The following is a 20,857-nucleotide window of genomic DNA, read 5'->3' on the forward strand; positions in this document are numbered from 1 at the left end:
GATTCAGTCGGCGTCTGCTGCCAACAGCGTGGGCGCGAGCGACCCGCGTGGCAACTGCATGGTCAGGCAGTGCAGGCTGCCATGCTGGCGGATCACGGCGCGACAGTCGATCGGAATCAGGTCGCGGTCGGGGAAGGCTGCCTTGAGCACTTCCAGAGCGCGGAAGTCGGCCGCGTCGCCGTAGGTCGGTACCAGCACCGCGCCATTGATGATCAGGAAGTTGGCGTAGGTGGCCGGCAGACGGTGCCCGTCGTCGGGATCGTGGCAGGGCTTGGGCCAGGGGAGCGCGAACAGCCGATAGGGCGAGCCATCCTCGCGGCGCAGCGCCTTGATCTCACGCTCCATGGCGGCGAGCTCGGCGTAGTGCGGGTCGCTGGGGTCGTCGCAGCGCACGTAGGCGATGCTCGCCGCATCGCAGAAGCGCGCCAGGGTATCGATATGGCTATCGGTGTCGTCACCCTCGAGATGGCCATGCGCCAGCCACAGCACCCGCGTAGCGCCGAGATCCCGGCAGAGACGCGTCTCGACCGCATCGCGATCGAGGTGCGGGTTACGGTTGGGATTGAGCAGGCAGGCGCTGGTGGTCAGCAGCGTGCCCTCGCCGTCGCTGTCGATGGCGCCGCCTTCGAGCACCAGATCCTGGCTCTCGAGCGGTGCCTGAAACACGCCCTGGGCGGCCAGCGCGCGGCTGAGTCGATTGTCGCGTGCCGCCTCGAACTTGCCGCCCCAGCCGGTGAAGACGTAGTCGAGCAGGGTGATCGCGCCATCGCGGGAAACCGCGATCGGGCCATGATCGCGGGCCCAGGTGTCGTCGCTGTCGGCGATGACCAGGGCGCGTCGCCCGGGAGCGACGCCGAGGGCGTCGAAGCGCTGCGTCAGGCGCTCGCACTGGGCCGCGTCATGGACGCACACCAGCACCGGCTGATAGCGCGCGATCGCCACCACCATCGTCTCCAGCGTCGCTTCGATGGTGTCGAGCAGCGGTGCCCAGTCGCTGGTAGGCGTGGGCCAGGTCAGTTGCACGGCATCCTGGGGATGCCACTCCGGAAGCAGGCGCAGGGTCAAGGCGGTCTCCATGGCGCGCGGCGGCGAGTGATGGCAAGGATGCCGGGGGACGCGGCATTTTAGGACTTGCCCGGCGTGATGCAAGCGCGATTTGGCGGCGCGTTTGGGGAACCGCGGGCGGGCTGGCGGCGTCTCAGTCCTGGTCGCTAGTCTAGCCTTTTACGGTTACCGGACAAGTCATCGCACGCGGCCGGTCATGATGCGTGATTGCGACGCCTATCCAGCGTTTGCGGGGCGCATCAAAACCCGTAACATGAGGCGCTGCTGACAAGGAAGCCAACCTGATGCTCGACCGTTTACCCTTTCTGGTGGGCCTGCGATACGTGCGGGCCAAACGCCGGAACCACTTCATTTCCTTCATTTCGCTGACCTCGATGCTGGGCCTGGCCCTGGGTGTGGCGGTGCTCATTCTGGTGCTCTCGGTGATGAACGGTTTCGATCACGAGCTGCGCACCCGGGTGCTGGGCATGGTGCCGCATTCGCGCATCGAGCAGCAGGGCGGCATGCGCGACTGGAAGGCGCTGGCCGAGCGAGTGAGCCAGCATCGTGACGTCGTCGCGGTAGCGCCCTACGTGCAGCAGCAGGGCATGTTCTCCGCCGCCGGGCGCACCCAGGGGGCGCTGGTGACCGGTATCCAGCCCGAATACGAGCGCAAGGTGTCGATCATCGGCCAGCACATGCAGGCAGGCTCCCTCGACGATCTGACGCCGGGCAGTTGGAACGTGATCCTGGGCGACCTGCTGGCGCGCAATCTGGGCGTGGGGGTCGGCGACCGCGTGACGCTGCTGGTGCCGGAAGCGTCGATCACCCCGGGCGGCGTGTTCCCACGGCTCAAGCGCTTCACCGTCAGCGGCATCTTCAAGGTCGGGGCCGATCTCGACGCCAATCTGGCCTACGCCAACATCGAGGACATGCAGGCGCTGGCGCGTCTCGGCGACAAGGTCGATGGCCTGCGCCTGGAGCTCGACGATCTGTTCAAGGCCGGCCCTGTGACCCGCGATATCGTCAGCTCTCTAGGGGCCGGCTACCGCGGTCTGGACTGGACCTACACCCACGGCAATCTGTTCCAGGCGATCCAGATGGAGAAGCATATGATCGGCCTGCTGCTGATGGTGATCGTGGCCGTGGCGGCGTTCAATATCGTCTCGACGCTGGTGATGGTGGTCACCGACAAGCACGCCGATATCGCCATCCTGCGCACCATTGGCGCGACGCCGCGCTCGATCATGGGCATCTTCGTGGTCCAGGGCCTGGCGATCGGCATCATCGGCATCGTGCTCGGGGTGGTCGCGGGCATCGCGCTGGCCCTGAGCGTGTCCGATATCATCGCCTGGTTCCAATCGGTGACCGGTATCCAGTTCCTCGACCCCAACGTCTATTTCATCAGCTATCTGCCATCGCGACTGGAGTGGGACGATGTCTGGGTGATCGTCTCCAGCGCGTTCGTGCTGACCTTCATCTCGACGCTCTATCCCGCCTGGCGGGCGGCCCGAATCCAGCCCGCGGAGGTGCTGCGCTATGAGTGATGTATCCATCGACCGCTCCTCGGGAGCGCCGCGCGGCGAGCCGATGCTGGATTGTCGCCAGTTGACCCGGGTCTACAGTGAAGGGCCGCAGGACATCACCGTGCTCGATCATCTCGATCTGCAGGTCGCGGCGGGTGAGCGCGTGGCGGTGGTGGGCAGCTCGGGCTCGGGCAAGACCACGCTGCTCAATCTGCTGGGGGGGCTCGACCGCCCCAGCGGTGGCGAGGTGGTGATCGGCGGACGGTCGCTGGCGGGATTCGGCGAGGCGGCGCTGGGACGTTTCCGCAATCGCTATGTCGGCTTCGTCTATCAGTTCCACCATCTGCTGGCGGAGTTCACCGCGGCCGAGAACGTGGCGCTGCCGCTGATCATCCGCGGGCAGTCGCGCAAGGTAGCGTTGAAGCGTTCGCTCGAGCTGTTGACCCGGGTTGGCATGGCGCCGCGTGGTGACCACAAGCCCGGCGAGCTTTCCGGCGGCGAGCGCCAGCGCGTGGCGATCGCGCGGGCGCTGGTCACCGACCCCAGCCTGGTGCTGATGGACGAGCCCACCGGTAACCTGGACCAGACTACCGCGTCCAACATTCTGGCACTGATGGACGAGCTCGCCTCGAGCACCGAGTGCGCCTTCGTGGTGGTCACCCACGATCCGGCGGTCGCCGATCATCAGCATCGCAAGCTGCGTCTCGACAAGGGACGCCTGACCCCCGCCTGACATCGCCACCAGCCATCCCGGCTAAAGAGACGCGCCGCCCTGGACGATCAATCGTTCAGGGCGGCGTCGTTTTGGAGCGCCCGCGTGAGGTATCGGTGGGCGCGGAGGCGGGCGTCGTGCTCAGTGGCGCTGGCGCCGGGCGCGATGGCGTGCCCGACGGCGCCAGCTACGCGCGATCTGCCAGCGCCAGATCAGGCGTACCAGTAGATTGCTCGAGAGCGCCAGCACCAGCCCCACCAGCAGCGAGCCGACGAACAGCGGCACTACGATATGCGCCATCTGCCCGGCGATCCAGGCGGTGCTGATGTGATCGGGCACCTGGCGGGCCGGGTAGTCCATGACCCAGGCCCCGACCCGATAGTTGAAGTAGAACACCACTGGCATGGTCAGCGGGTTGGTCATCCAGACCAGGCTCACCGAGAGCGGCAGGTTGCCGCGGAAGCAGTAGGCACCGAAGGCCGCCAGCACCATCTGGAACGGAATCGGCAGCATGGCCGAGAAGCAGCCGACCATACAGGCGTTGCCGACACTCCGTCGGGACAGGATCCACAGTGCCGGGTCGCCCAGCATATGGTGCATGAAGCGCAGTGAGCGCGTGCGCTGCAGTCTCTCCTGACTGGGGATGTAGCGTTGTAACCATCGACGAGACATGAGACCGCTCGCTGGACGAGGAGCGACCATTATCCATACAACACCGAGGGCTCGCCATGTCTTGCAGCGGCCTTTCCCCGGCCTCTTCCGGCGCCTGCGGGCAATGACGGCGCGCTGGTGGATGGGCCGGCCGGGTCTGGCAATGCCGCTGGCGCTGGCGGCGATCGCTGGCGCCCTGGCCGGCGAGGCGCTGCCCGCGGCGACCGGGGTGGGGCTGGCGCTGCTGTTAGGTGCGGTCTGCGTGCGGGTGGTGGGGCGCAGCGGAGCCTGGAGCCTCATGGGTGGGGGGCTGTGTCTGCTGATGGCCGCCTGGTGCGCGCTGATGCTGGCCCATGACCGGGCGGGTCGACTACCCGAGGCGCTGGCGGGGCAAGAGTTTCGCCTTCAGGGTGTGGTCGAGAATCTCGAGCGCGATGACCGGCGAACTCGTCTCGCGCTGCACGTCACCCGGTGTGAGGCGTTGGCGCGGGATATTGTCTGCCCGCCGCTGGGGCGGGTGCGGCTCTCCTGGTATGCCGACAACGCTCTGGCTGCGGGGGAGCGCTGGGCGCTGACGGCGCGTCTGCGTCCGCCGCTGGGTTTTGCCAATCCGGATACTTTCGATTACGCCGCCTGGCTGCGTCGGGAGCATATCCACGCCCTGGGCTACGTGCGCACTGAGGAGACGGCGCGACGTCTGGCGCCGGCGCCGTTCTCGCTGCGCCGGGCGGCGCTCGAACGTCTGGCCAAGGTGCCGATGAGCGCGCTCGGCAAGCGCTGGTTGGCGGCGCTGACGCTGGGGGCCGCTGATGGCCTGACGGCCGCCGACTGGGAGTTGCTCAACGCCTCCGGCACCACCCATCTGATGGTGATCTCGGGCCTTCACGTGGGCATGGTGGCGACGCTGATGCTGTGGCTGTTGCGACGCCTGGCTCGCTGGTTCGCCCCCCGTGACTGGCGGCTGGTCGCGTGGCCGTGGGTGGGGGCGGCGCTGATGGCGTTCGCCTACGCCGGTCTTGCCGGTTTTGCACCGCCGACGCTGCGAGCCGCGCTGATGACCGCGATCGGTCTATGGGTGGCCAGTGGGCGCCATGCCCCGGGCTGGTGGCAGGCGTGGTGGCTGGCTCTGGCGCTGGTGGTGTTCGCTGACCCCATGGCGCCGTGGCGTCCGGGTGTCTGGCTCTCGTTCACGGCGGTGGCGGTGCTGATTCTGGCCTGGGCGGGGCGGCCACGCCCGCGTGGGGTACGCGGCTGGTGCCTGGCGCTGCTGCGCACCCAGTGGCTGCTGGCGCCGGTGATGGCGGCGGCGGTTCTGCTCGCCTTCGGCCGGCTGGCGCCGGCGGCGCCGTTGATCAATCTGCTGGCGGTGCCCGTGGTGGGCAGTCTGATGGTGCCGTTGGGCTTCTGCGGCTGGCTCTGGGTGGCCTGGCCCACGCTGGCCGGCTGGGTATGGGCGCCGTTCGATCTGCTGGCCCGGGGCGTGGCCGCGGCGCTGGCCTGGAGTGCTCAGGTCGTGCCGCTGTGGCAGCCGGCGGCGTGGTGGCACTGGCCGCTGGCCTTGGCGCTACTGCTATGGGCACTGCTCTGGCTGCTGCCGGGCGTCGCCTTCAGGCTGCGGGTCTGGTTCAGCGCGCTGCTGCTGGTGAGCGTGGCTCTGCTGCGTGTGCCGCTATTGCCACCGGGTACGCTGGTGGTGACGGTCTACGATGTCGGTCAGGGTCAACTGGTCGAACTGCGCACTCGTCACCAGCGCGTGCTGGTGGATACCGGGCCGCGGTTCGGCTCCGGCTTCATGCCGTTGACGCTGCTATGGCCGCCGGGTCAGCGCTTCGATGCGGTGGTGGTGAGCCACAGTGATCGCGACCACTCGGGTGGGGTGCCGGGTTTGCGGGCGGACCACCGGGTAGACCGCTGGTGGGCGCCGCGGGGCAACACGCTTGGCCTGCCATCGCGGCCGTGCGTCGCGGGAGAGACCTGGCGTGCGGATGGCGTCACCTGGCGGTTCCTGTCGCCGCCGCGGGAGGCAGCGGCGTTGTCGCGCAACGACCGCTCCTGCGTGCTGCTGGTCACGCTCGGCTCGCGGCGGGTGCTGATCACGGGTGACGCCGGGGTCGCCATCGAGCGCCAGCAGCTTCTGCCGCAGCTGGGCACGGGGCGTATCGATGTGCTCGTGGCCGGTCACCACGGCAGCGCCACCAGTTCGGCGCCGAGCTTCGTAGCGGCGACGCGTCCGCGCGAGGTGGTCTTCAGCAGTGGCCGCCACAACCCTTTTGGCCACCCCAAACCGGCGGTGGTGGCACGCTTCCTGGCGGCGGGTAGCCGCGTCTGGAACACCGCCTACGACGGCGCGGTGCGCCTCGTACTGAGCGCGAGCGGTATCGAGGTCGAGACCCAGCGCCATCCGGGCTGGTCGCGCCGGGCGACTGTCGACGCCGGGGATGTTGGGGTAGAATCCAGCCCCTGAATGCGCCCGCGGCGCGTGTCGCTGGCCTGATGGTTTATCGCCTCGCGTCGGCACAGGCCCGGCCGCTCGTCGAGCCCGCGCGGCCGCGGGCTCGACGCTTTTTATCCAGTCGAACGGAGTCACCGTGTCACAAGCTTCCAGTTGGGCGCTCTATCGACGTCTTCTCACCTATGTGCACTCGGAGTGGCGCTCCTTCGCGCTGGCGGTGGTGGGCTACGCCATCTATGCGGCTTCCAGCACCGCGCTGGCGGAGATGATGAAGCGGCTGATCGACGGTATCCAGCATCCCGATGCCGATTTCCGCTACTTTCTGCCGCTGTTCGTGGTGCTGATGTTCGCCGCGCGGGGTGTGGGCACCTTCCTCGGCACCTACTACATGAGCAACGTGGCACGTAACGTGGTGCACAAGCTGCGCTGCAACGTCTTCAACCATATGCTGCATCTGCCGGGGCGTTTCTTCGACATGCACTCCAGCGGCCATCTGATCTCGCGCGTGACCTATCACGTCGAGCAGGTCACTGGTGCTGCAACCAACGCCATCACCGTCATCCTGCGCGAAGGGCTCTTCGTCATCGGCCTGATCGGCTACCTGCTGTGGACCAACTGGCTGCTGACACTAATCTTCATGGCGGTGACGCCGCTGATCGGGCTGGTGGTGCGTTACACCAGTAAACGTTTTCGGCGTATCTCCCGGCGCATCCAGAATTCGATGGGGGATGTCACGCACGTCGCTTCCGAAGCGCTGACCGGCTATCGCGTGGTGCGTACTCACGGCGCCGAAGCCTACGAGAAGCAACGCTTCGAGGCGGCGAGCAACTACAACCGCGAGCAGAGCATCAAGGAGGCGATGACCAAGGCCACCAGCACCCCGGTGATTCAACTACTGGTGGCGCTGGCGCTGGCGGGTCTGGTATGGCTGGCCATGGCGCCCGAACTGATGAATGCCATGACCCCCGGTGAGTTCGTCGCCTTCATCACCGCCGCGTCGCTGATGGCCAAGCCGATTCGCTCGCTCACCGACGTCAACAGCATCATCCAGAAAGGGCTTTCTGCCTCCCAGGAGCTGTTCGGCCTGCTCGAGCAGCCGACCGAGGTCGACGAAGGCCAGCGCGAGCCGCATCGGCTGACCGGCCAGGTACGGTTCGAGGGCGTGCGCTTCGCCTATGCCGAGGGACAGCCCGAGGTGCTCAAGGGCATCGACCTGGAAGTGCCGGCGGGGCGGATGGTGGCCATCGTCGGACGCTCGGGCAGCGGCAAGTCGACCCTGATGAGCCTGCTGCCGCGCTTCTATCGGCCCACCGCCGGGCGCATTCTGATCGACGACATCGACATTCAGGAATACCAGCTTTCGCCACTGCGCCAGCAGATCGCCCTGGTCTCGCAACAGGTGACGCTGTTCAATACCACGATCGCCGAGAACATCGCCTACGGCGCGCCCGAGGCATCGAGAGAATCGGTGATCGCCAGCGCCAAGGCTGCCTATGCGCATGAGTTCATCGAGCGCCTGCCGCAGGGCTACGACACGCTGGTCGGCGACAACGGCGTCATGCTCTCCGGCGGCCAGCGCCAGCGCCTGGCGATCGCCCGTGCGATCTTCAAGGATGCGCCGATACTGATTCTCGACGAGGCGACCTCGGCGCTGGATACCGAGTCCGAGCGCTATATCCAGCAGGCGCTGGAGACGGTCTGCCAGGGACGCACCACCTTCGTCATCGCCCACCGCTTGTCGACCATCGAGCGTGCCGATCGTATCGTGGTGATGGAGCAGGGCGAGCTGATCGAGAGCGGCACCCACGCCGAGCTGCTGGCCCGGGAGGGCGCCTACGCCTCACTCTATCGGCTGCAGTTCCAGGAGCAGACGTGACGCCACTCGAGCGCGCCTGGTACCAGGGGGCCCCCTGGCTGTGGTTGCTCCAGCCTCTCGAGGCGCTCTACCGCGGTGGCGTGAGTCGCCGCCGCGCGGCTTATCTCGAGGGGCGGCGCGAGGTCTGGCAGCCGCCGGTGCCGCTGGTGGTAGTGGGCAATCTGAGCGTGGGCGGTACCGGCAAGTCGCCGCTGGTGGCCTGGCTGGCGGAGTGGCTGGTGGCCCGTGGCTGGCGCCCGGGGATCGTCTCGCGCGGCTATGGCGGCAAGGCGCCGGACTATCCGCTGCTGGTCGACGCCGCGACGCCGGTGGCGCACAGCGGAGACGAGCCGCTGATGCTGGCACAGCAGAGTGGGGTCGCGGTGGCGGTCGACCCGCGCCGCCCGCGCGCCGCCCAGGCGCTGATCGAGGCGCGTGGCTGCGACGTGCTGCTGGCGGACGACGGCTTGCAGCATTACGCCCTGGGGCGGACACTCGAGATCGCGGTGGTCGATGGCCAGCGCGGTTTCGGCAATCGTCACTGCTTGCCACGCGGACCCCTGCGTGAGCCCCTGGAGCGCCTGGCTGCGGTCGATGCGCTGATCGGTAACGGTGGGCTCGATCCGCTGCGCGACAACGACGCCCCCGGGGTGCCGCGCTTCGTCATGCAGGTGCGTCCACGCGCCTGGCGCCATCTGCTCAGCGGCGCGACCCGGCCGATCGAGACGCCGCCGTTCGCCACCGCTGCGCCGGTGGAGGCGCTGGCGGGAATCGGCCATCCGCAGCGCTTCTTTGACACGCTGACCGCGCTGGGTGTGGCCCATCGCGCCCATCGCTTCGCCGATCACCATGCCTTCAGCGCCGCCGACCTGCCTGCCGGCGATCGGCCGATCGTGATGACGGCCAAGGATGGGGTCAAGTGTCGCGACTTCGCCGACGAGCGCTGCTGGGTGCTGGATGTGATCGCCGCGCCGGATGCCGGCTTCGAACGGTGGTGGGCAGCGCGCGTCGAGCAGTGGCGCCAGCCAACCTGATCGCCACGCCGGTGTTGTTTCCCAGCGAAGACGAAGAAAGACAGCGAACGAAAGACGCCGGCCACCAGAGAGATATCGCGGACGGACCTCTGTCCGCCCTGAATCGCCACGAGGAGAGACCATGGACAAGGAACTGATAGCGATGCTGATCTGTCCCGTCAGCCACAGCGAGTTGACCTTCGACCGCGAACGCAACGAACTCAAGAGCTCGGTCAGCGGGCTGGCCTATCCGATCCGTGACGGCATCCCGGTGATGCTGGAGAGCGAGGCCCGGGTGATGAGCACCGAGGAGAAGCTCGGCAAGGCGGCGCCGACACCATGAGTGAATTCGTCGTCGTCATTCCGGCCCGCTACGGGTCGAGCCGTCTGCCCGGCAAGCCGCTGATGGAGATCGCCGGCCTGCCGATGGTGCAGCATGTGTGGCAGCGCGCCGGTGAGAGCCGTGCTTCACGGATCGTGATCGCCACCGATGATGCGCGGATCGAGACTGCGGCACGGGCGTTCGGCGCCGAGGTCGTGATGACCCGTGGCGATCACCCCTCCGGGACCGACCGCCTGGCCGAGGTCGCTGAGGCGCTGGCGCTGGCAGCCGATACCCTGGTGGTCAACGTGCAGGGCGATGAGCCGCTGCTGCCGGCCGCGGCCATCGACCTGGTGGCGCAGCGTCTGGCAGCCGATTCGCGCGCGTCGATCGCCACCCTGGCCGAGCCGATCCACGATGTGGAGACGCTGTTCAATCCCAACGTGGTCAAGGTGATCACCGATTTCAGCGGCCGGGCTCTCTATTTCTCGCGCGCGCCGATCCCGTGGGACCGCAACGCCTGGAAGACTCAGCCGCCGACGCTGCTGGAGACCGACGCCTGGCGCCGGCATATCGGGCTCTACGCCTATCGCGCCGGCTTTCTCGCCGAGTACATGACCTGGTCGCCGGCGCCGCTGGAGCAGCTCGAGCAGCTCGAGCAGCTGCGCGCGCTGCAGCATGGCCATCTGATCCAGGTCGCCGACGTCACCTCGCCCTATCCCGGCGGTGTGGACACTCAGGAGGATCTGGAGCGCGTGCGCGAGCACTTCGCCGCACGGGGGGCGCATGGCTGACCGTGAGCTGAGCTATCGGGTGCTCTTCGTCTGCCTGGGTAACATCTGCCGCTCGCCGACCGCCGAGGGCATGCTGCGCCAGCGCCTGGTGCAATTGGGTCTGAGCGCGCGAGTCGCGGTCGACTCCTGCGGCACCGGGGCCTGGCATGTGGGGCAGCCTCCGGATCTGCGCGCCCAGCGCGCGGCACGGGAGAGGGGTATCGACCTCAGCGGGCTGCGCGCCCGTCAACTGGTGCGCGAGGATTTCGAGCGCTTCGACGAGATCCTGGTCATGGATGGTGACAATCTCGAACAGGCGCTGATGCTGGCGCCGGCTGCGAGTCGAGCGCGGGTCGTGCGGCTGCTGTCCTACCTCGGCGCGCCCGAGAGCGATGTGCCCGACCCCTACTATGGCGGTGATACCGGATTCACGTTTGCCATCGAGCGGATCGAGGCAGCGGTGGCCTGCCTGGCCGAGAGCCTTGCCCAGCGCTTGTCGGCGGCGCCCCATGCGTGAGCCTGAGGCGCTGGAATACGCGCGCGACCTCGGTCGTGCCAACACCATGGCACTGCCGTGTATCGCCGAGCGTTTCTGGTGCGCGCGGGATAGTGCCGCAGTGGCTGCGGCGCTGCGTCTGGCCAACGCCAACGATTGGCCGCTGAACGTGCTGGGTGGGGGGAGTAATCTGCTGCTGCCGGCGCGTGTTTCTGGCCTGACGCTGGTGCCGGAGCTTCCCGATATGACCTTCACCCCGGGTGAGGGTGACAGCGTGGTGGTGGAGGTGGGGGCCGGTGTCGGCTGGCACGCGCTGGTGACGGCGTGCGTCGAGCGTGGACTGTGGGGGATCGAGAACCTGGCGCTGATCCCCGGTCTTGTCGGGGCCGCGCCGATCCAGAATATTGGCGCCTATGGCGTCGAGCTCAGTGATGTGCTGCTCTGGGTGGAGTTCGTCGATCGCCGCGACGGCGAGTGCCATCGGTTGACGTCCGCATCCTGCGCGCTGGGATATCGTGACAGCGTGTTCAAGCGCGAGTTGGCCAATCAGGTCGTGATCACCCGGCTGGCGCTGCGCCTTTCGCGCCTCCCGCGACCGCAGTTGGGTTACGGTGTGCTCGCCGAGCGTGTGTCGAAGCGTCCGGATCTGCAGGAGATCTTCTCAGCCATCTGCGCCATCCGCCGTGAAAAGCTGCCCGACCCGCGGGAGCTACCCAACGCGGGTAGTTTCTTCAAGAACCCCGTGGTCTGCGCGTCGCGCGCAGCGCAGTTGACGCAGCGCTACCCCGAGCTACCGCGCTATCCGCAGCCCGATGACCGGGTCAAGCTGGCCGCAGGCTGGTTGATCGAACGCTGTGGCCTGAAGGGGTGGCGGCAGGGCGCTTTCGGCGTGCACGAGCGCCAGGCGCTGGTGCTGGTGCATTTCGGCGGTGGCGATCTCGCCGGGTTGTTGACGTTCGCCGCGGCGATCGCCGAGCGTGTTCACGACACTTTCGGTATCACACTGGAGCGGGAGCCGCGCCAGGTCCACGAGTCCGAAGCCTAGCGCCCTATCTGCTTCACCGGCGGATCGATATCGCCGGCCCTGACAGCAAAAAGCCCAGACCGAGGTCTGGGCTTTTTGCGTTCTGGGCGCGTTCAGCTATCGCTGTTGCCCTGTTCACGACGCCGCTTCTCGCGCGGGTCGTTGTGCGCGCGGCGGCGGCGGGGCGGGCGTGAAGCGCCGGCCTCGTCTGCCTTGGTCTCCGGCTGGGTCTCGGCCTGGGCGACCTGCGGCTTGGCGTCGGCTTCCGGCTTGGCCTCGCTCTTGGTGGCGTCAGCCTGAGCGGGCCGCGGCTTGGCTTCGGGCTTGGCAGCTTCAGTCTGGGCGACCTGCGGCTTAGCGTCGGCCTGCGGCTTGGCGTCGAGTTCCGGCTTGGCCTCGCTCTTGGCGGCGTCGGCCTGGGCGACCTGCGGCTTGGCGTCGGCTTCCGGCTTGGCCTCGCTCTTGGTGGCGTCAGCCTGAGCGGGCCGCGGCTTGGCTTCGGGCTTGGCAGCTTCAGTCTGGGCGACCTGCGGCTTAGCGCCGGCTTCCGACTTGGCCTCGCTCTTGGCGGCGTCGGCCTGAGCGGCCTGCGGCTTGGCGTCGGCTTCCGGCTTGGCCTCGGGCTTGGCCGCTTCAGCCTGGGTGGCCTGCGGCTTGGCGTCGGCTTCCGGCTTGGCCTCGGGCTTGGCCGCTTCAGCCTGGGTGGCCTGCGGCTTCGCGTCGGCTTCCGGCTTGGCCTCGGGCTTGGCAGCTTCAGCCTGGGTGGTTTGCGGCTTAGCGTCGGCTTCCGGCTTGGCAGCTTCAGCCTGGGCGGCCTGCGGCTTGGCATCGCTCTTGGCAGCTTCAGCCTGAGCGGCCTGCGGCTTGGCGTCGACTTCCGGCTTGGCCTCGGGCTTGGCAGCTTCGGCCTGAGCTGCCTGCGGCTTGGCGTCGGCTTCCGGCTTGGCCTCGGACTTGGCGGCGTCGGCCTGAGCGGGCTGCGGCTTGGCGTCGGCTTCCGGCTTGGACTCGGACTTGGCGGCGTCTGCCTGAGCGGCCTGCGGCTTGGCGTTGGCTTCCGGCTTGGCCTCGGACTTGGCGACGTCGGCCTGCGGCTTGGCTTCGGTCTTGGCGGCGTCGGCCTGAACGGCCTGCGGCTTGGCCTCGGCAGTGCCTGCCTGGGGCGCTTCGCTATTCGCCGTGGCGGCCGCCGCCTGAAGACGCTGCTGCTCTTCGGCAGCGGCCGGGTTCAGCGCGTGCTGGCGGCTGCGGTTGCGCGGGTTGTTGCGCATCCGCTTCGGCTTGCTGTCAGCGCTCTCCTGCAGTGCGGCAACGCTATCCACGGTGTCGGCCTGACGCGCCGCCTTGGGCTTGCCGGCGTTGTCGGTCTTGGCCGTCTCGGCGCGGTTCTCACTGCTGCGTTCGCTCTTGCCGCGGCTCTCCTGGCGGGGCTGACGATTGCCTTGCTGGCGCGCGTCGTCGCCGCCCTGACGGCTGTCATCTTTCTGGCGGTTGTCGTTACCACCTTGACGGTTGTCGTCCTTCTGGCGGTTGTCGTTACCGCCTTGACGATTGTCGCTGCCGTTCTGGCGATTGCCGTTACGTCCGCTGTCGTTGCGATTGTCGTTACCATTCTGGCGGTCGTCCGACTGCCGGCGGCGGCGGTTGTTGCCGTTGCCCTGGCGGTTGTCGCTCCGATTGCCCTGGCGGCTGTCGTTACCGGCATCGGCCTGCTTGCCATTGTCACCGTCGCGCTTGGCACCACTATTACGCTGCTGCTCGCCGCTGCGCTGCGAGTCGCTGTTCCGGTTGCTGCGGTTGCCGCCAGCGTTGTGCGATGCCGGCTTGTCATTGCCGCCGGTGCTGCGCGCCTGGCTGTCGCTGGCCGGGCGAGAGACCTCCTCGTCGGCGCGACGACGGCCGAACAGGCCGCGGAACAGCTGGATCAGACCGCCGTTATGTGCCGCCTGTGGCTGCGCGGCAACGGGCTCGGACTTGGCCGGCTGCGGTTGCGATTTTGGCTGGGCGGCGGCTGGCTGGGGCGCGGGCGCTTCCGGCTCCTGGTGCAGCGAGTCCGGGGCAGGGGCGGTATGGAGCACGGTCTGCACGGCCGCCTGAGTGCGCTGGATCGGTTTGGCCAGGCTGGTCTCCGGCTCCTTGATCGCTTCGCTCTCGACCGAGAGCTCATAGCTCGACTTGTGCTCGTCGCCCTCTTCGCAGACGTGATCGTCGCGTAGACGCTGGACGTCGTAGTGCGGCGTGTCCATGTCCGGGTTGGGCAGCAACAGTACGCGTACCTTCTGACGCCGCTCGACGTCGGAGAGCACGTTGCGCTTCTCGTTGAGCAGATAGGTGGCGACAGGCACCGGGAGGATGGCGCGAATCTGCGCGCTGCGCTCCTTCATTGCCTCTTCTTCGATCAGACGCAGGATCGAGAGTGCCATCGAGCGCACGTCGCGGATCGTGCCCTGGCCGTCGCAGCGCGGGCAGACCACGCCGCTGGTCTCGCCCAGTGACGGGCGCAGACGCTGGCGCGACATCTCCATCAGGCCGAAGCGGGAGATGCGTCCGATCTGCACTCGGGCCCGGTCGAGCTTGAGCGCATCACGCACGCGGTTTTCCACCTCGCGCTGGTTGCGCGCCGGCGACATGTCGATGAAGTCGATCACCACCAGGCCGCCGATGTCGCGCAGACGCAGCTGGCGGGCGATCTCGTCGGCCGCTTCGAGGTTGGTCTGCAGCGCGGTTTCTTCGATGTCGGCACCGCGGGTGGCGCGTGCCGAGTTGATGTCGATCGAAACCAGGGCCTCGGTGTGGTCGATCACCACCGAGCCGCCAGAGGGCAGCTTGACCTCGCGCTGATAGGCGGTCTCGATCTGGGACTCGATCTGGAAGCGCGAGAACAGCGGCACGTCATCGCTGTAGAGCTTGATCTTCTGCTGATACGAGGGCATCACCTGGCGGATGAAGCTGAGCGCCTCCTCGTGAACCGCGGGGCTGTCGATCAGCACCTCGCCGATATCCTGGCGCAGGTAGTCGCGCATGGCGCGGATGATGACGTTGGATTCGCGGTAGATCAGGAAGGGGGCCGGGCGCTTGACCGCTTCGGCGGTGATCGCTTCCCACACCTGTACCAGATAGTCGAGGTCCCACTGCAGCTCTTCCGACGAGCGGCCGATCCCGGCGGTACGCACGATCACGCCCATCTTGTCGGGCAGAGTGAGCTGGCCCATGGCGTCCTTGAGCTGGCTGCGCTCGTCACCCTCGATGCGCCGTGAGATACCGCCGGCACGTGGGTTGTTGGGCATCAGCACCAGGAAACGACCGGCCAGGCTGATGAAGGTGGTCAGCGCTGCGCCCTTGTTGCCGCGCTCCTCCTTGTCGACCTGGACGATGACTTCCTGCCCCTCCTTGAGCACCTCCTTGATATTGGGGCGCCCCGAGGGTTCCTTGGAGAAGTACTCGCGGGAGATCTCCTTGAGCGGCAGAAAGCCGTGGCGATCGGCACCGAAGTCGACGAAGGCGGCTTCCAGGCTGGGTTCCAGGCGGGTGATCTTGCCCCGATAGATGTTGGCCTTCTTCTGCTCCCGGGCGCCGGACTCGATGTCCAGATCGTAGAGGCGTTGGCCATCGACGAGGGCGACGCGCAACTCTTCCGGTTGGGTCGCGTTGATCAGCATTCTTTTCATGACATCTCGCAAATTCAGCGTGCCGGTGGAAGGCAGGCCTGAATCGGCGACGACGAACCGCAAGCGGTCGTGCTGTGCTCGCGCACATTGGTGGAGCGACCCCGCAGGAGGAACAAGCTTCACGTGAGCCAGAAAGAACTTGGCGTGTCACCAACGCGTGGAACCGCGTCGAGACTCGAAAGGACTGCCCGGTCGCTGCGCGCCGGGTGGTCTCTTGTCCCCCCGGCCACAGTCGGGTCGACGCTCGTCGAGCCCTTTGGCGTGCTGGCTGATTACCTTGGCATCTCTGCTGTCCTGACCTGCTTGTCTGGGTGCTGCACGAACATGTGTTGAGTACGAAACGGTGGCGGAACATGTCACGGTGCGCATCGATCAGCCGCATCCGGTCCCGCAGACTGCCGTCTATATCACTTGGCATTGTTCGGTTCGGCGACGCCTTCCACCGGTACTTGTGGGTTTCCCTGGAGGAGGTGCGCTGACGTTGTCGTCAGTGCATGGCTCCCGGCAGGGGCAGGGCGTTCCAAACGTGTTTTGATCGACCCAGAGCGTGTGACTTTCGCTAACCCTCTGGGGGATCGAGACATTTTTTCGCTCCGGCCAGCGTATTCAGGGGCTGGCGCCGACGTGGAGATAGCCACTGAGCGACATCGCAATATAACAGTAATGGCGCGCGGGCGGCAATTGAGGTCGCGCCGTGCGGGGAGTGCGTTAGAATGGCCGGCCGTCGGCGCCAGAGGCCGCCGATTCGCGTTGCCGAGGAGTCAAGCATGGCCGAGGGCCAGGAAGTCCAGTTCATCGAAGTCAGCGAGTCCCAGGCGGGGCAGCGTATCGACAATTTTCTGCGTACCCGGCTCAAGGGCGCGCCGAAGTCGCTGATCTATCGGATCGTGCGCAAGGGCGAGGTGCGGGTCAACAAGAAGCGGATCAAGGCCGACTATCGGCTGCAGAGTGGCGACCTCGTGCGCGTGCCGCCGCTGCGGCTGACGCCGGAGAGCGCGGTCAAGGAGGCCAGCGAAGGGCTGCGCAATCTGCTCGCCGGCAGCGTGCTGGTCGAGAGCCCTGACTGGCTGGTGATCAACAAGCCCTCGGGGCTGGCGGTACATGGCGGCAGCGGGGTCAAGATCGGGCTGATCGAAGCGCTGCGCCAGGTGCGTGAGGACCTCGACTTTCTCGAACTGGTTCACCGTCTCGACCGTGACACCTCGGGCTGCCTGCTGCTGGCCAAGAATCGCACCGCGCTGCTCTCGCTCAACGCCGCCATGAAGGAGCGGCGCATGGAGAAGAAGTATCTGGCGCTGGTACAGGGGCGCTGGCCGGCGCGGCGCGACTATGTCAGCGCACGGCTGGATCGCTACGACGCCGGCAACGGTGAGCGCCGGGTGCGCGTTGACGACGCCGGCAAGGTCTCGCGCACCCGCTTTGCCGTGCGCGAGACGCTGCCCCGGGTGACCCTGGTCGAGGCCGAGCCGGTCACCGGGCGCACGCACCAGATACGCGTGCATGCCGCCCATGCCGGGCATGCGTTGCTGGGTGACGACAAGTACGGCACGCCGGAGGGTGAGCGCATGGCTCGGGGGCTGGGGCTCGATCGGCTGTTCCTGCACGCGCTGACGCTGACCTTCCCCGATCCCAAGAGCGGTCGCGACGTACAGGCGCGGGCGCCGCTGGAGGCATCGCTGGAACGGGCGCTGGAGCGGGCACGGCATGCCTCTTGACGCTCGTCTGCAGGGGGCGCCGCGGGCCTGCCGTTATCGGCTGGTGATATTCGACTGGGACGGCACGCTGATGGACTCGGCGGCGCGGATCGTCGCTTGCATGGAGGCTGCCGCTGACGAGCTCGGCTGGGTGGCACCGACACCGGCGGCGATCCGCGACATCATCGGGCTGGGTCTGCCCGAGGCGATGGAGGCGCTCTATCCGGGGATCGGGGAGTTGGAGCGGGATACCCTGCAGGCCGCGTTCAGTCGGCAGTTCCGCGTCGCCGACCAGGTGCCGTCGCCGTTCTTTCCCGGCGTGCGCGAAGGCATCGCGCGGCTGCGCGAGGCGCCCGAGTGTCGCCTGGCAGTGGCCACCGGCAAGAGCCGGCGAGGTCTCGATCGCGTCTTCGCCCACCACGGCTGCGGCGAGTGGTTCGCGGCCAGCCGCACCGCCGATCAGACCCGCTCCAAGCCGCATCCGCAAATGCTTGAGGAGCTGCTGGCGGCGTGCAATCTGCCGGCCGCGGCGGCGGTCATGGTCGGTGATACCGAGTACGATCTGGAAATGGCGCGGGCGCTGGGCATGGATCGGGTGGCGGTGAGCTATGGCGTCCATGCGCGTGAGCGGCTGCTCGCCAGTGAGCCGGTACACGTCGTCGATGATTTTGCCGGGCTGGTCGAGTGGCTGTTGCCCAGCCCCGTTCGAGAAGGTAGCGCGTGACACCTGGCATGACCGCGCATTCGTATCGATCGCTGCGCGTCTGGCGCAAGGAGTGAGCAGATGAGTGATCAACGGCACGACGACTGGACCGATGGCCCCGAGCTCTCCGCGGAGGCCGCCCGCGCTCGGCGCGACGCTGCGCAGACCGCCGCCGGCGCGGACGACGAGAGCGTCAGGCTGGCCGAGATTCGGCTGCTCGACCGCTGGATCGGCGATGTGCTGGCCGAGCAGCGACGCGCGCGGCGCTGGAAGATCTTCTTTCGTCTACTCTTCGCCGGCGTGGTGATTGCCGGGCTGGCGCTGAGTGCCTATGGTCTGCTGCTCGCCGAGGGGCAGAGTGGCGCCAGTGGCGAGCGTCATCTGGGCGTGGTCGACGTCTCGGGGCCCATCGATGCCCAGGGGCAGGCGAGCGCCGAGCGCATCATCGAAGGCTTGCGGCGTGCCTGGCGCGATCCCGACAGCGAGGCTGTGGTGCTGCACATCAATAGCCCCGGCGGCAGTCCGGTGCAGTCGCAGCGGGTCTATGACGAAATTCGCTATCTCGAGGCCCAGGGTGACAAGCCGATCCTGGCGGTGATCGAGGATATCGGCGCCAGCGGCGCCTACTATATGGCCTCGGCGGCGGATCGGATCTACGCCTCGCCCGCCAGTCTGGTGGGGTCGATCGGGGTGATCAGCGCGGGCTTCGGTCTGCAGGGGGCGATCGACAAGCTCGGGGTCGAGCGCCGGGTGTTCACCGCGGGCGAGAACAAGGCGTTTCTCGATCCGTTCTCGCCCGTGGCGCCAGCGCAGCGCGAATTCTGGCAGTCGGTGCTCGATACCACGCATCAGCAGTTCATCGATGCGGTGAAGTCGGGGCGTGGCAAGCGCTTGAGCGACGATCCGCGCATCTTCTCCGGGCTGATATGGACCGGTCAGCAGGCCTTACAGCTGGGGCTGATCGATGATATCAGCAATCTCGAGCAGCTCTCGCGCAGCCGCCTGGGCAAGGTCAGTCTGGAGGACTACACGCCGGCGCTCGACCCCTGGTCGCTGTTTTCCCAGAAGCTGACCCAGGCGGCGGCGCACTGGCTGGGAATCAGCGAGGCCGCCTCGCCGGTGCGCTATCAACTGCCCTGAGGCGTCGCTGCCAGCGGGTCCATGCCGGCTTCGCGCAGCAGTTCGCACAGGCGCATCAGCGGTAGCCCGATCAGGGTGTTGGGGTCGCTGCCTTCGAAGCGCTCGAACAGGGCGACACCCAGCCCTTCCATGCGGAAGCTGCCGGCGCTGTCGAGAGGGCGCTCGCGGCTGACGTAGGTCTCGATCTCGGCGTCGCTGAGCTGTCGAAAATGCACGTCGTAGGTGTCGTGGGTGACCCAGTGGCGGCCGCTGGCGGTATCGACCAGGGCGAGGCCGGTCATGAAGCGCACGCGCTGCCCCGAAAAACGGCGCAGGTTGGCACAGGCGGTGGCGTGATCGCCGGGCTTGCCCAGAATGTCATCCTCGAACAGCGCCAGCTGGTCTGAGCCGACGATCAGATGCGCGGGAAACTGCGCAGCGACGGCCTGCGCCTTGCCGAGCGCCAAGCGATGCGCCAGCGCCGTCGGCGTCTCGTTCTTGCGATGGCTCTCATCGATATCGGGTGCGGCCCAGGTGAAGGGGAGTGCCAGGCGCTCGAGTAGCTGGCGGCGATAGGGGGAGCTGGAGGCGAGTACCAGTCGCGACATGGGTTTTCCTTACTCAATGGTTGTCGGGGCGATGGGGTGGCGCTGCGAGGCCGCGCCATCCTGGTGCTGAGTGCCGCGGTGGTCGTGGCTTCTCGACGAGCAGCGAGATGAGATGATTGTCGGCAAGAGGGTTTAGTCAGTCACTATTACTCAGTCAATATTACTCAATTACTAGGACCAGTTTGTTTTAAGTGCGAACGTGTCACGCTTGGCAGGATCTTCCCGGTGACTTGCTGCTCGGCCTATTTATCGGCGACTCGCGCGTGGCGGCACAAAACGAGTGCGCGAACGCCGGGCACTTTCCAGGCTATCATGCCGCCCATGGCGGGGCGTGCAGGCGCGGTCGGCGCCCATTGCGCCGTCTCCCTGCGGCGCCCGCCTATCTGCAACGATGTCTCCAGCATAGTCGCGTTCAAGTGCTTTGACACAGACAGGTCGAATCCCTATTATGGCGCGCCTATGTTGACCAGACGACTTCCCGCGACCGTCGAGCCTTATCGCCTCGCGGCCAACCATGAGCTACTCGAGGGTACCGTTGACCTCGAGTCGCTGTCGCGCCTTGCCGCCGAGATCGGTGCGCAGAGCGGTGAGGCTCAGGTATCGCTGCAGTTCGGGCGCGATGCCCAGCGCCGTCACCTGATCGAAGGTGAGCTGTCGGCGCAGCTGCAGATACCGTGCCGACGCTGCCTGCAGCCGATGAGCGTGCCGGTGTCGAGCCGTTTCCAGCTCGCCGTGGTGAGCGGTGACGCGCTGGCATCCGAGGTGCCGAGTGAGTACGAGCCGGTACTGGTCGACAACGAACATCTCGACCTGCTTGGGGCGATCGAGGACGAGCTGCTGCTGAGTCTTCCTCAGGTGGTCTATCACGAAGAGGCGGACTGTGCCGTCTCGCGTGATCAGATGCAGAGCGGAGAGAGCGCCGACGAACGGGTGCCCGCTCGAGCCGATAGCCCCTTCGATGTCTTGAAGACGTTGAAGGGAAAACTCTAAAACCGAATGACACTGACGTTGGAGTCATCATCATGGCCGTTCAACAGAACCGCAAGACCCGTTCCAAGCGTGGCATGCGCCGCGCACACGATGCGCTGAGCAGCCCGGCCCTGTCCCAGGACAAGGAAACCGGTACCACGCATCGTCGCCACCACGTCGCTCCGGACGGCTACTACCGTGGTCGCAAGGTCATCGACGTTTAATCAC

At 67.1% G+C, this 20,857-nt stretch carries 18 protein-coding genes; 14 read left to right on the forward strand and 4 right to left on the reverse strand.

Annotation, left to right across the window (positions count from 1 at the left end; translation table 11 throughout):
- Positions 1-3: 3 nt before the first annotated feature.
- A complete protein-coding gene (locus tag J0A90_RS00320; RefSeq protein ID WP_207030784.1) occupies positions 4-1,065 on the reverse strand; it encodes an agmatine/peptidylarginine deiminase in 1,062 nt (353 codons plus the stop codon).
- A gap of 284 nt (positions 1,066-1,349) precedes the next feature.
- Between J0A90_RS00320 and J0A90_RS00325 the strand changes: the two genes are divergently transcribed.
- Positions 1,350-2,591, forward strand: coding sequence for a lipoprotein-releasing ABC transporter permease subunit (locus J0A90_RS00325; RefSeq protein ID WP_035474546.1), 1,242 nt, complete (start codon positions 1,350-1,352; stop codon positions 2,589-2,591).
- Positions 2,584-3,303: an ABC transporter ATP-binding protein gene (locus J0A90_RS00330; protein ID WP_035474549.1), complete on the forward strand. Its 720-nt coding sequence runs from the start codon at positions 2,584-2,586 to the stop codon at positions 3,301-3,303. The genes J0A90_RS00325 and J0A90_RS00330 overlap by 8 nt, the downstream gene beginning before the upstream one ends.
- Before the next feature lie 120 nt (positions 3,304-3,423).
- Here J0A90_RS00330 and J0A90_RS00335 read toward each other — a convergent pair whose 3' ends face one another.
- Positions 3,424-3,954, reverse strand: coding sequence for a DUF2062 domain-containing protein (locus J0A90_RS00335; RefSeq protein ID WP_207030782.1), 531 nt, complete (start codon positions 3,952-3,954; stop codon positions 3,424-3,426).
- 103 nt (positions 3,955-4,057) lie between these two features.
- Here J0A90_RS00335 and J0A90_RS00340 point away from each other — a divergent pair, with 103 nt between their 5' ends.
- The 7 genes from J0A90_RS00340 (at position 4,058) to murB (ending at position 11,889) form a co-directional block, all read left to right on the forward strand.
- Positions 4,058-6,397, forward strand: coding sequence for a DNA internalization-related competence protein ComEC/Rec2 (locus J0A90_RS00340; RefSeq protein ID WP_233076374.1), 2,340 nt, complete (start codon positions 4,058-4,060; stop codon positions 6,395-6,397).
- A gap of 124 nt (positions 6,398-6,521) precedes the next feature.
- The gene (gene msbA, locus J0A90_RS00345) at positions 6,522-8,261 is read left to right on the forward strand and encodes a lipid A export permease/ATP-binding protein MsbA (RefSeq protein ID WP_207030780.1); all 1,740 of its coding nucleotides are present in this window, start codon (positions 6,522-6,524) and stop codon (positions 8,259-8,261) included.
- Positions 8,258-9,274, forward strand: coding sequence for a tetraacyldisaccharide 4'-kinase (gene lpxK, locus J0A90_RS00350; RefSeq protein WP_207030777.1), 1,017 nt, complete (start codon positions 8,258-8,260; stop codon positions 9,272-9,274). Before msbA ends, lpxK begins: the two co-directional genes overlap by 4 nt.
- A gap of 121 nt (positions 9,275-9,395) precedes the next feature.
- Positions 9,396-9,596 (forward strand): Trm112 family protein, encoded by a 201-nt coding sequence (locus tag J0A90_RS00355; RefSeq protein ID WP_207030775.1) that lies wholly within the window; start codon positions 9,396-9,398, stop codon positions 9,594-9,596.
- Positions 9,593-10,369, forward strand: a complete 777-nt coding sequence (gene kdsB / locus J0A90_RS00360) for a 3-deoxy-manno-octulosonate cytidylyltransferase (protein ID WP_207030773.1) — start codon at positions 9,593-9,595, stop codon at positions 10,367-10,369. Before J0A90_RS00355 ends, kdsB begins: the two co-directional genes overlap by 4 nt.
- A complete protein-coding gene (locus tag J0A90_RS00365) occupies positions 10,362-10,865 on the forward strand; it encodes a low molecular weight protein-tyrosine-phosphatase (RefSeq protein ID WP_207030771.1) in 504 nt (167 codons plus the stop codon). The genes kdsB and J0A90_RS00365 overlap by 8 nt, the downstream gene beginning before the upstream one ends.
- A complete protein-coding gene (gene murB / locus J0A90_RS00370) occupies positions 10,858-11,889 on the forward strand; it encodes a UDP-N-acetylmuramate dehydrogenase (protein ID WP_207030769.1) in 1,032 nt (343 codons plus the stop codon). Before J0A90_RS00365 ends, murB begins: the two co-directional genes overlap by 8 nt.
- Positions 11,890-11,981: 92 nt before the next feature.
- Here the strand turns inward: murB and rne are convergent, their stop codons facing one another.
- Complete coding sequence (gene rne / locus J0A90_RS00375; RefSeq protein ID WP_233076375.1) at positions 11,982-15,536, reverse strand: ribonuclease E; 3,555 nt, start codon at positions 15,534-15,536, stop codon at positions 11,982-11,984.
- Between the two features lie 767 nt (positions 15,537-16,303).
- Between rne and J0A90_RS00380 the strand changes: the two genes are divergently transcribed.
- The 3 genes from J0A90_RS00380 to sppA are packed head-to-tail and all read left to right on the forward strand — an operon-like array spanning position 16,304 to position 19,073.
- Positions 16,304-17,251 (forward strand): RluA family pseudouridine synthase, encoded by a 948-nt coding sequence (locus J0A90_RS00380; RefSeq protein WP_035474568.1) that lies wholly within the window; start codon positions 16,304-16,306, stop codon positions 17,249-17,251.
- Positions 17,241-17,954, forward strand: a complete 714-nt coding sequence (locus tag J0A90_RS00385) for an HAD-IA family hydrolase (RefSeq protein WP_207037290.1) — start codon at positions 17,241-17,243, stop codon at positions 17,952-17,954. Before J0A90_RS00380 ends, J0A90_RS00385 begins: the two co-directional genes overlap by 11 nt.
- A 60-nt stretch (positions 17,955-18,014) precedes the next feature.
- Entirely contained in the window at positions 18,015-19,073 is a 1,059-nt protein-coding gene (gene sppA / locus J0A90_RS00390; RefSeq protein ID WP_207037289.1) for a signal peptide peptidase SppA, read from the forward strand.
- Here the strand turns inward: sppA and J0A90_RS00395 are convergent.
- The gene (locus J0A90_RS00395) at positions 19,061-19,660 is read right to left on the reverse strand and encodes a nucleoside triphosphate pyrophosphatase (protein WP_207037288.1); all 600 of its coding nucleotides are present in this window, start codon (positions 19,658-19,660) and stop codon (positions 19,061-19,063) included. The two genes, sppA and J0A90_RS00395, sit on opposite strands and share 13 nt — an antisense overlap.
- 459 nt (positions 19,661-20,119) lie before the next feature.
- Between J0A90_RS00395 and J0A90_RS00400 the strand changes: the two genes are divergently transcribed.
- Together J0A90_RS00400 and rpmF are read left to right on the forward strand one after the other, a co-directional pair.
- Positions 20,120-20,650, forward strand: coding sequence for a YceD family protein (locus J0A90_RS00400; RefSeq protein WP_207037287.1), 531 nt, complete (start codon positions 20,120-20,122; stop codon positions 20,648-20,650).
- A 32-nt stretch (positions 20,651-20,682) separates the two neighbouring features.
- Positions 20,683-20,853: a 50S ribosomal protein L32 gene (gene rpmF / locus J0A90_RS00405; protein ID WP_106420326.1), complete on the forward strand. Its 171-nt coding sequence runs from the start codon at positions 20,683-20,685 to the stop codon at positions 20,851-20,853.
- Positions 20,854-20,857 lie beyond the last annotated feature (4 nt).

Source organism: Salinicola sp. DM10, from assembly GCF_017306975.2.
Taxonomy (GTDB): domain Bacteria; phylum Pseudomonadota; class Gammaproteobacteria; order Pseudomonadales; family Halomonadaceae; genus Salinicola.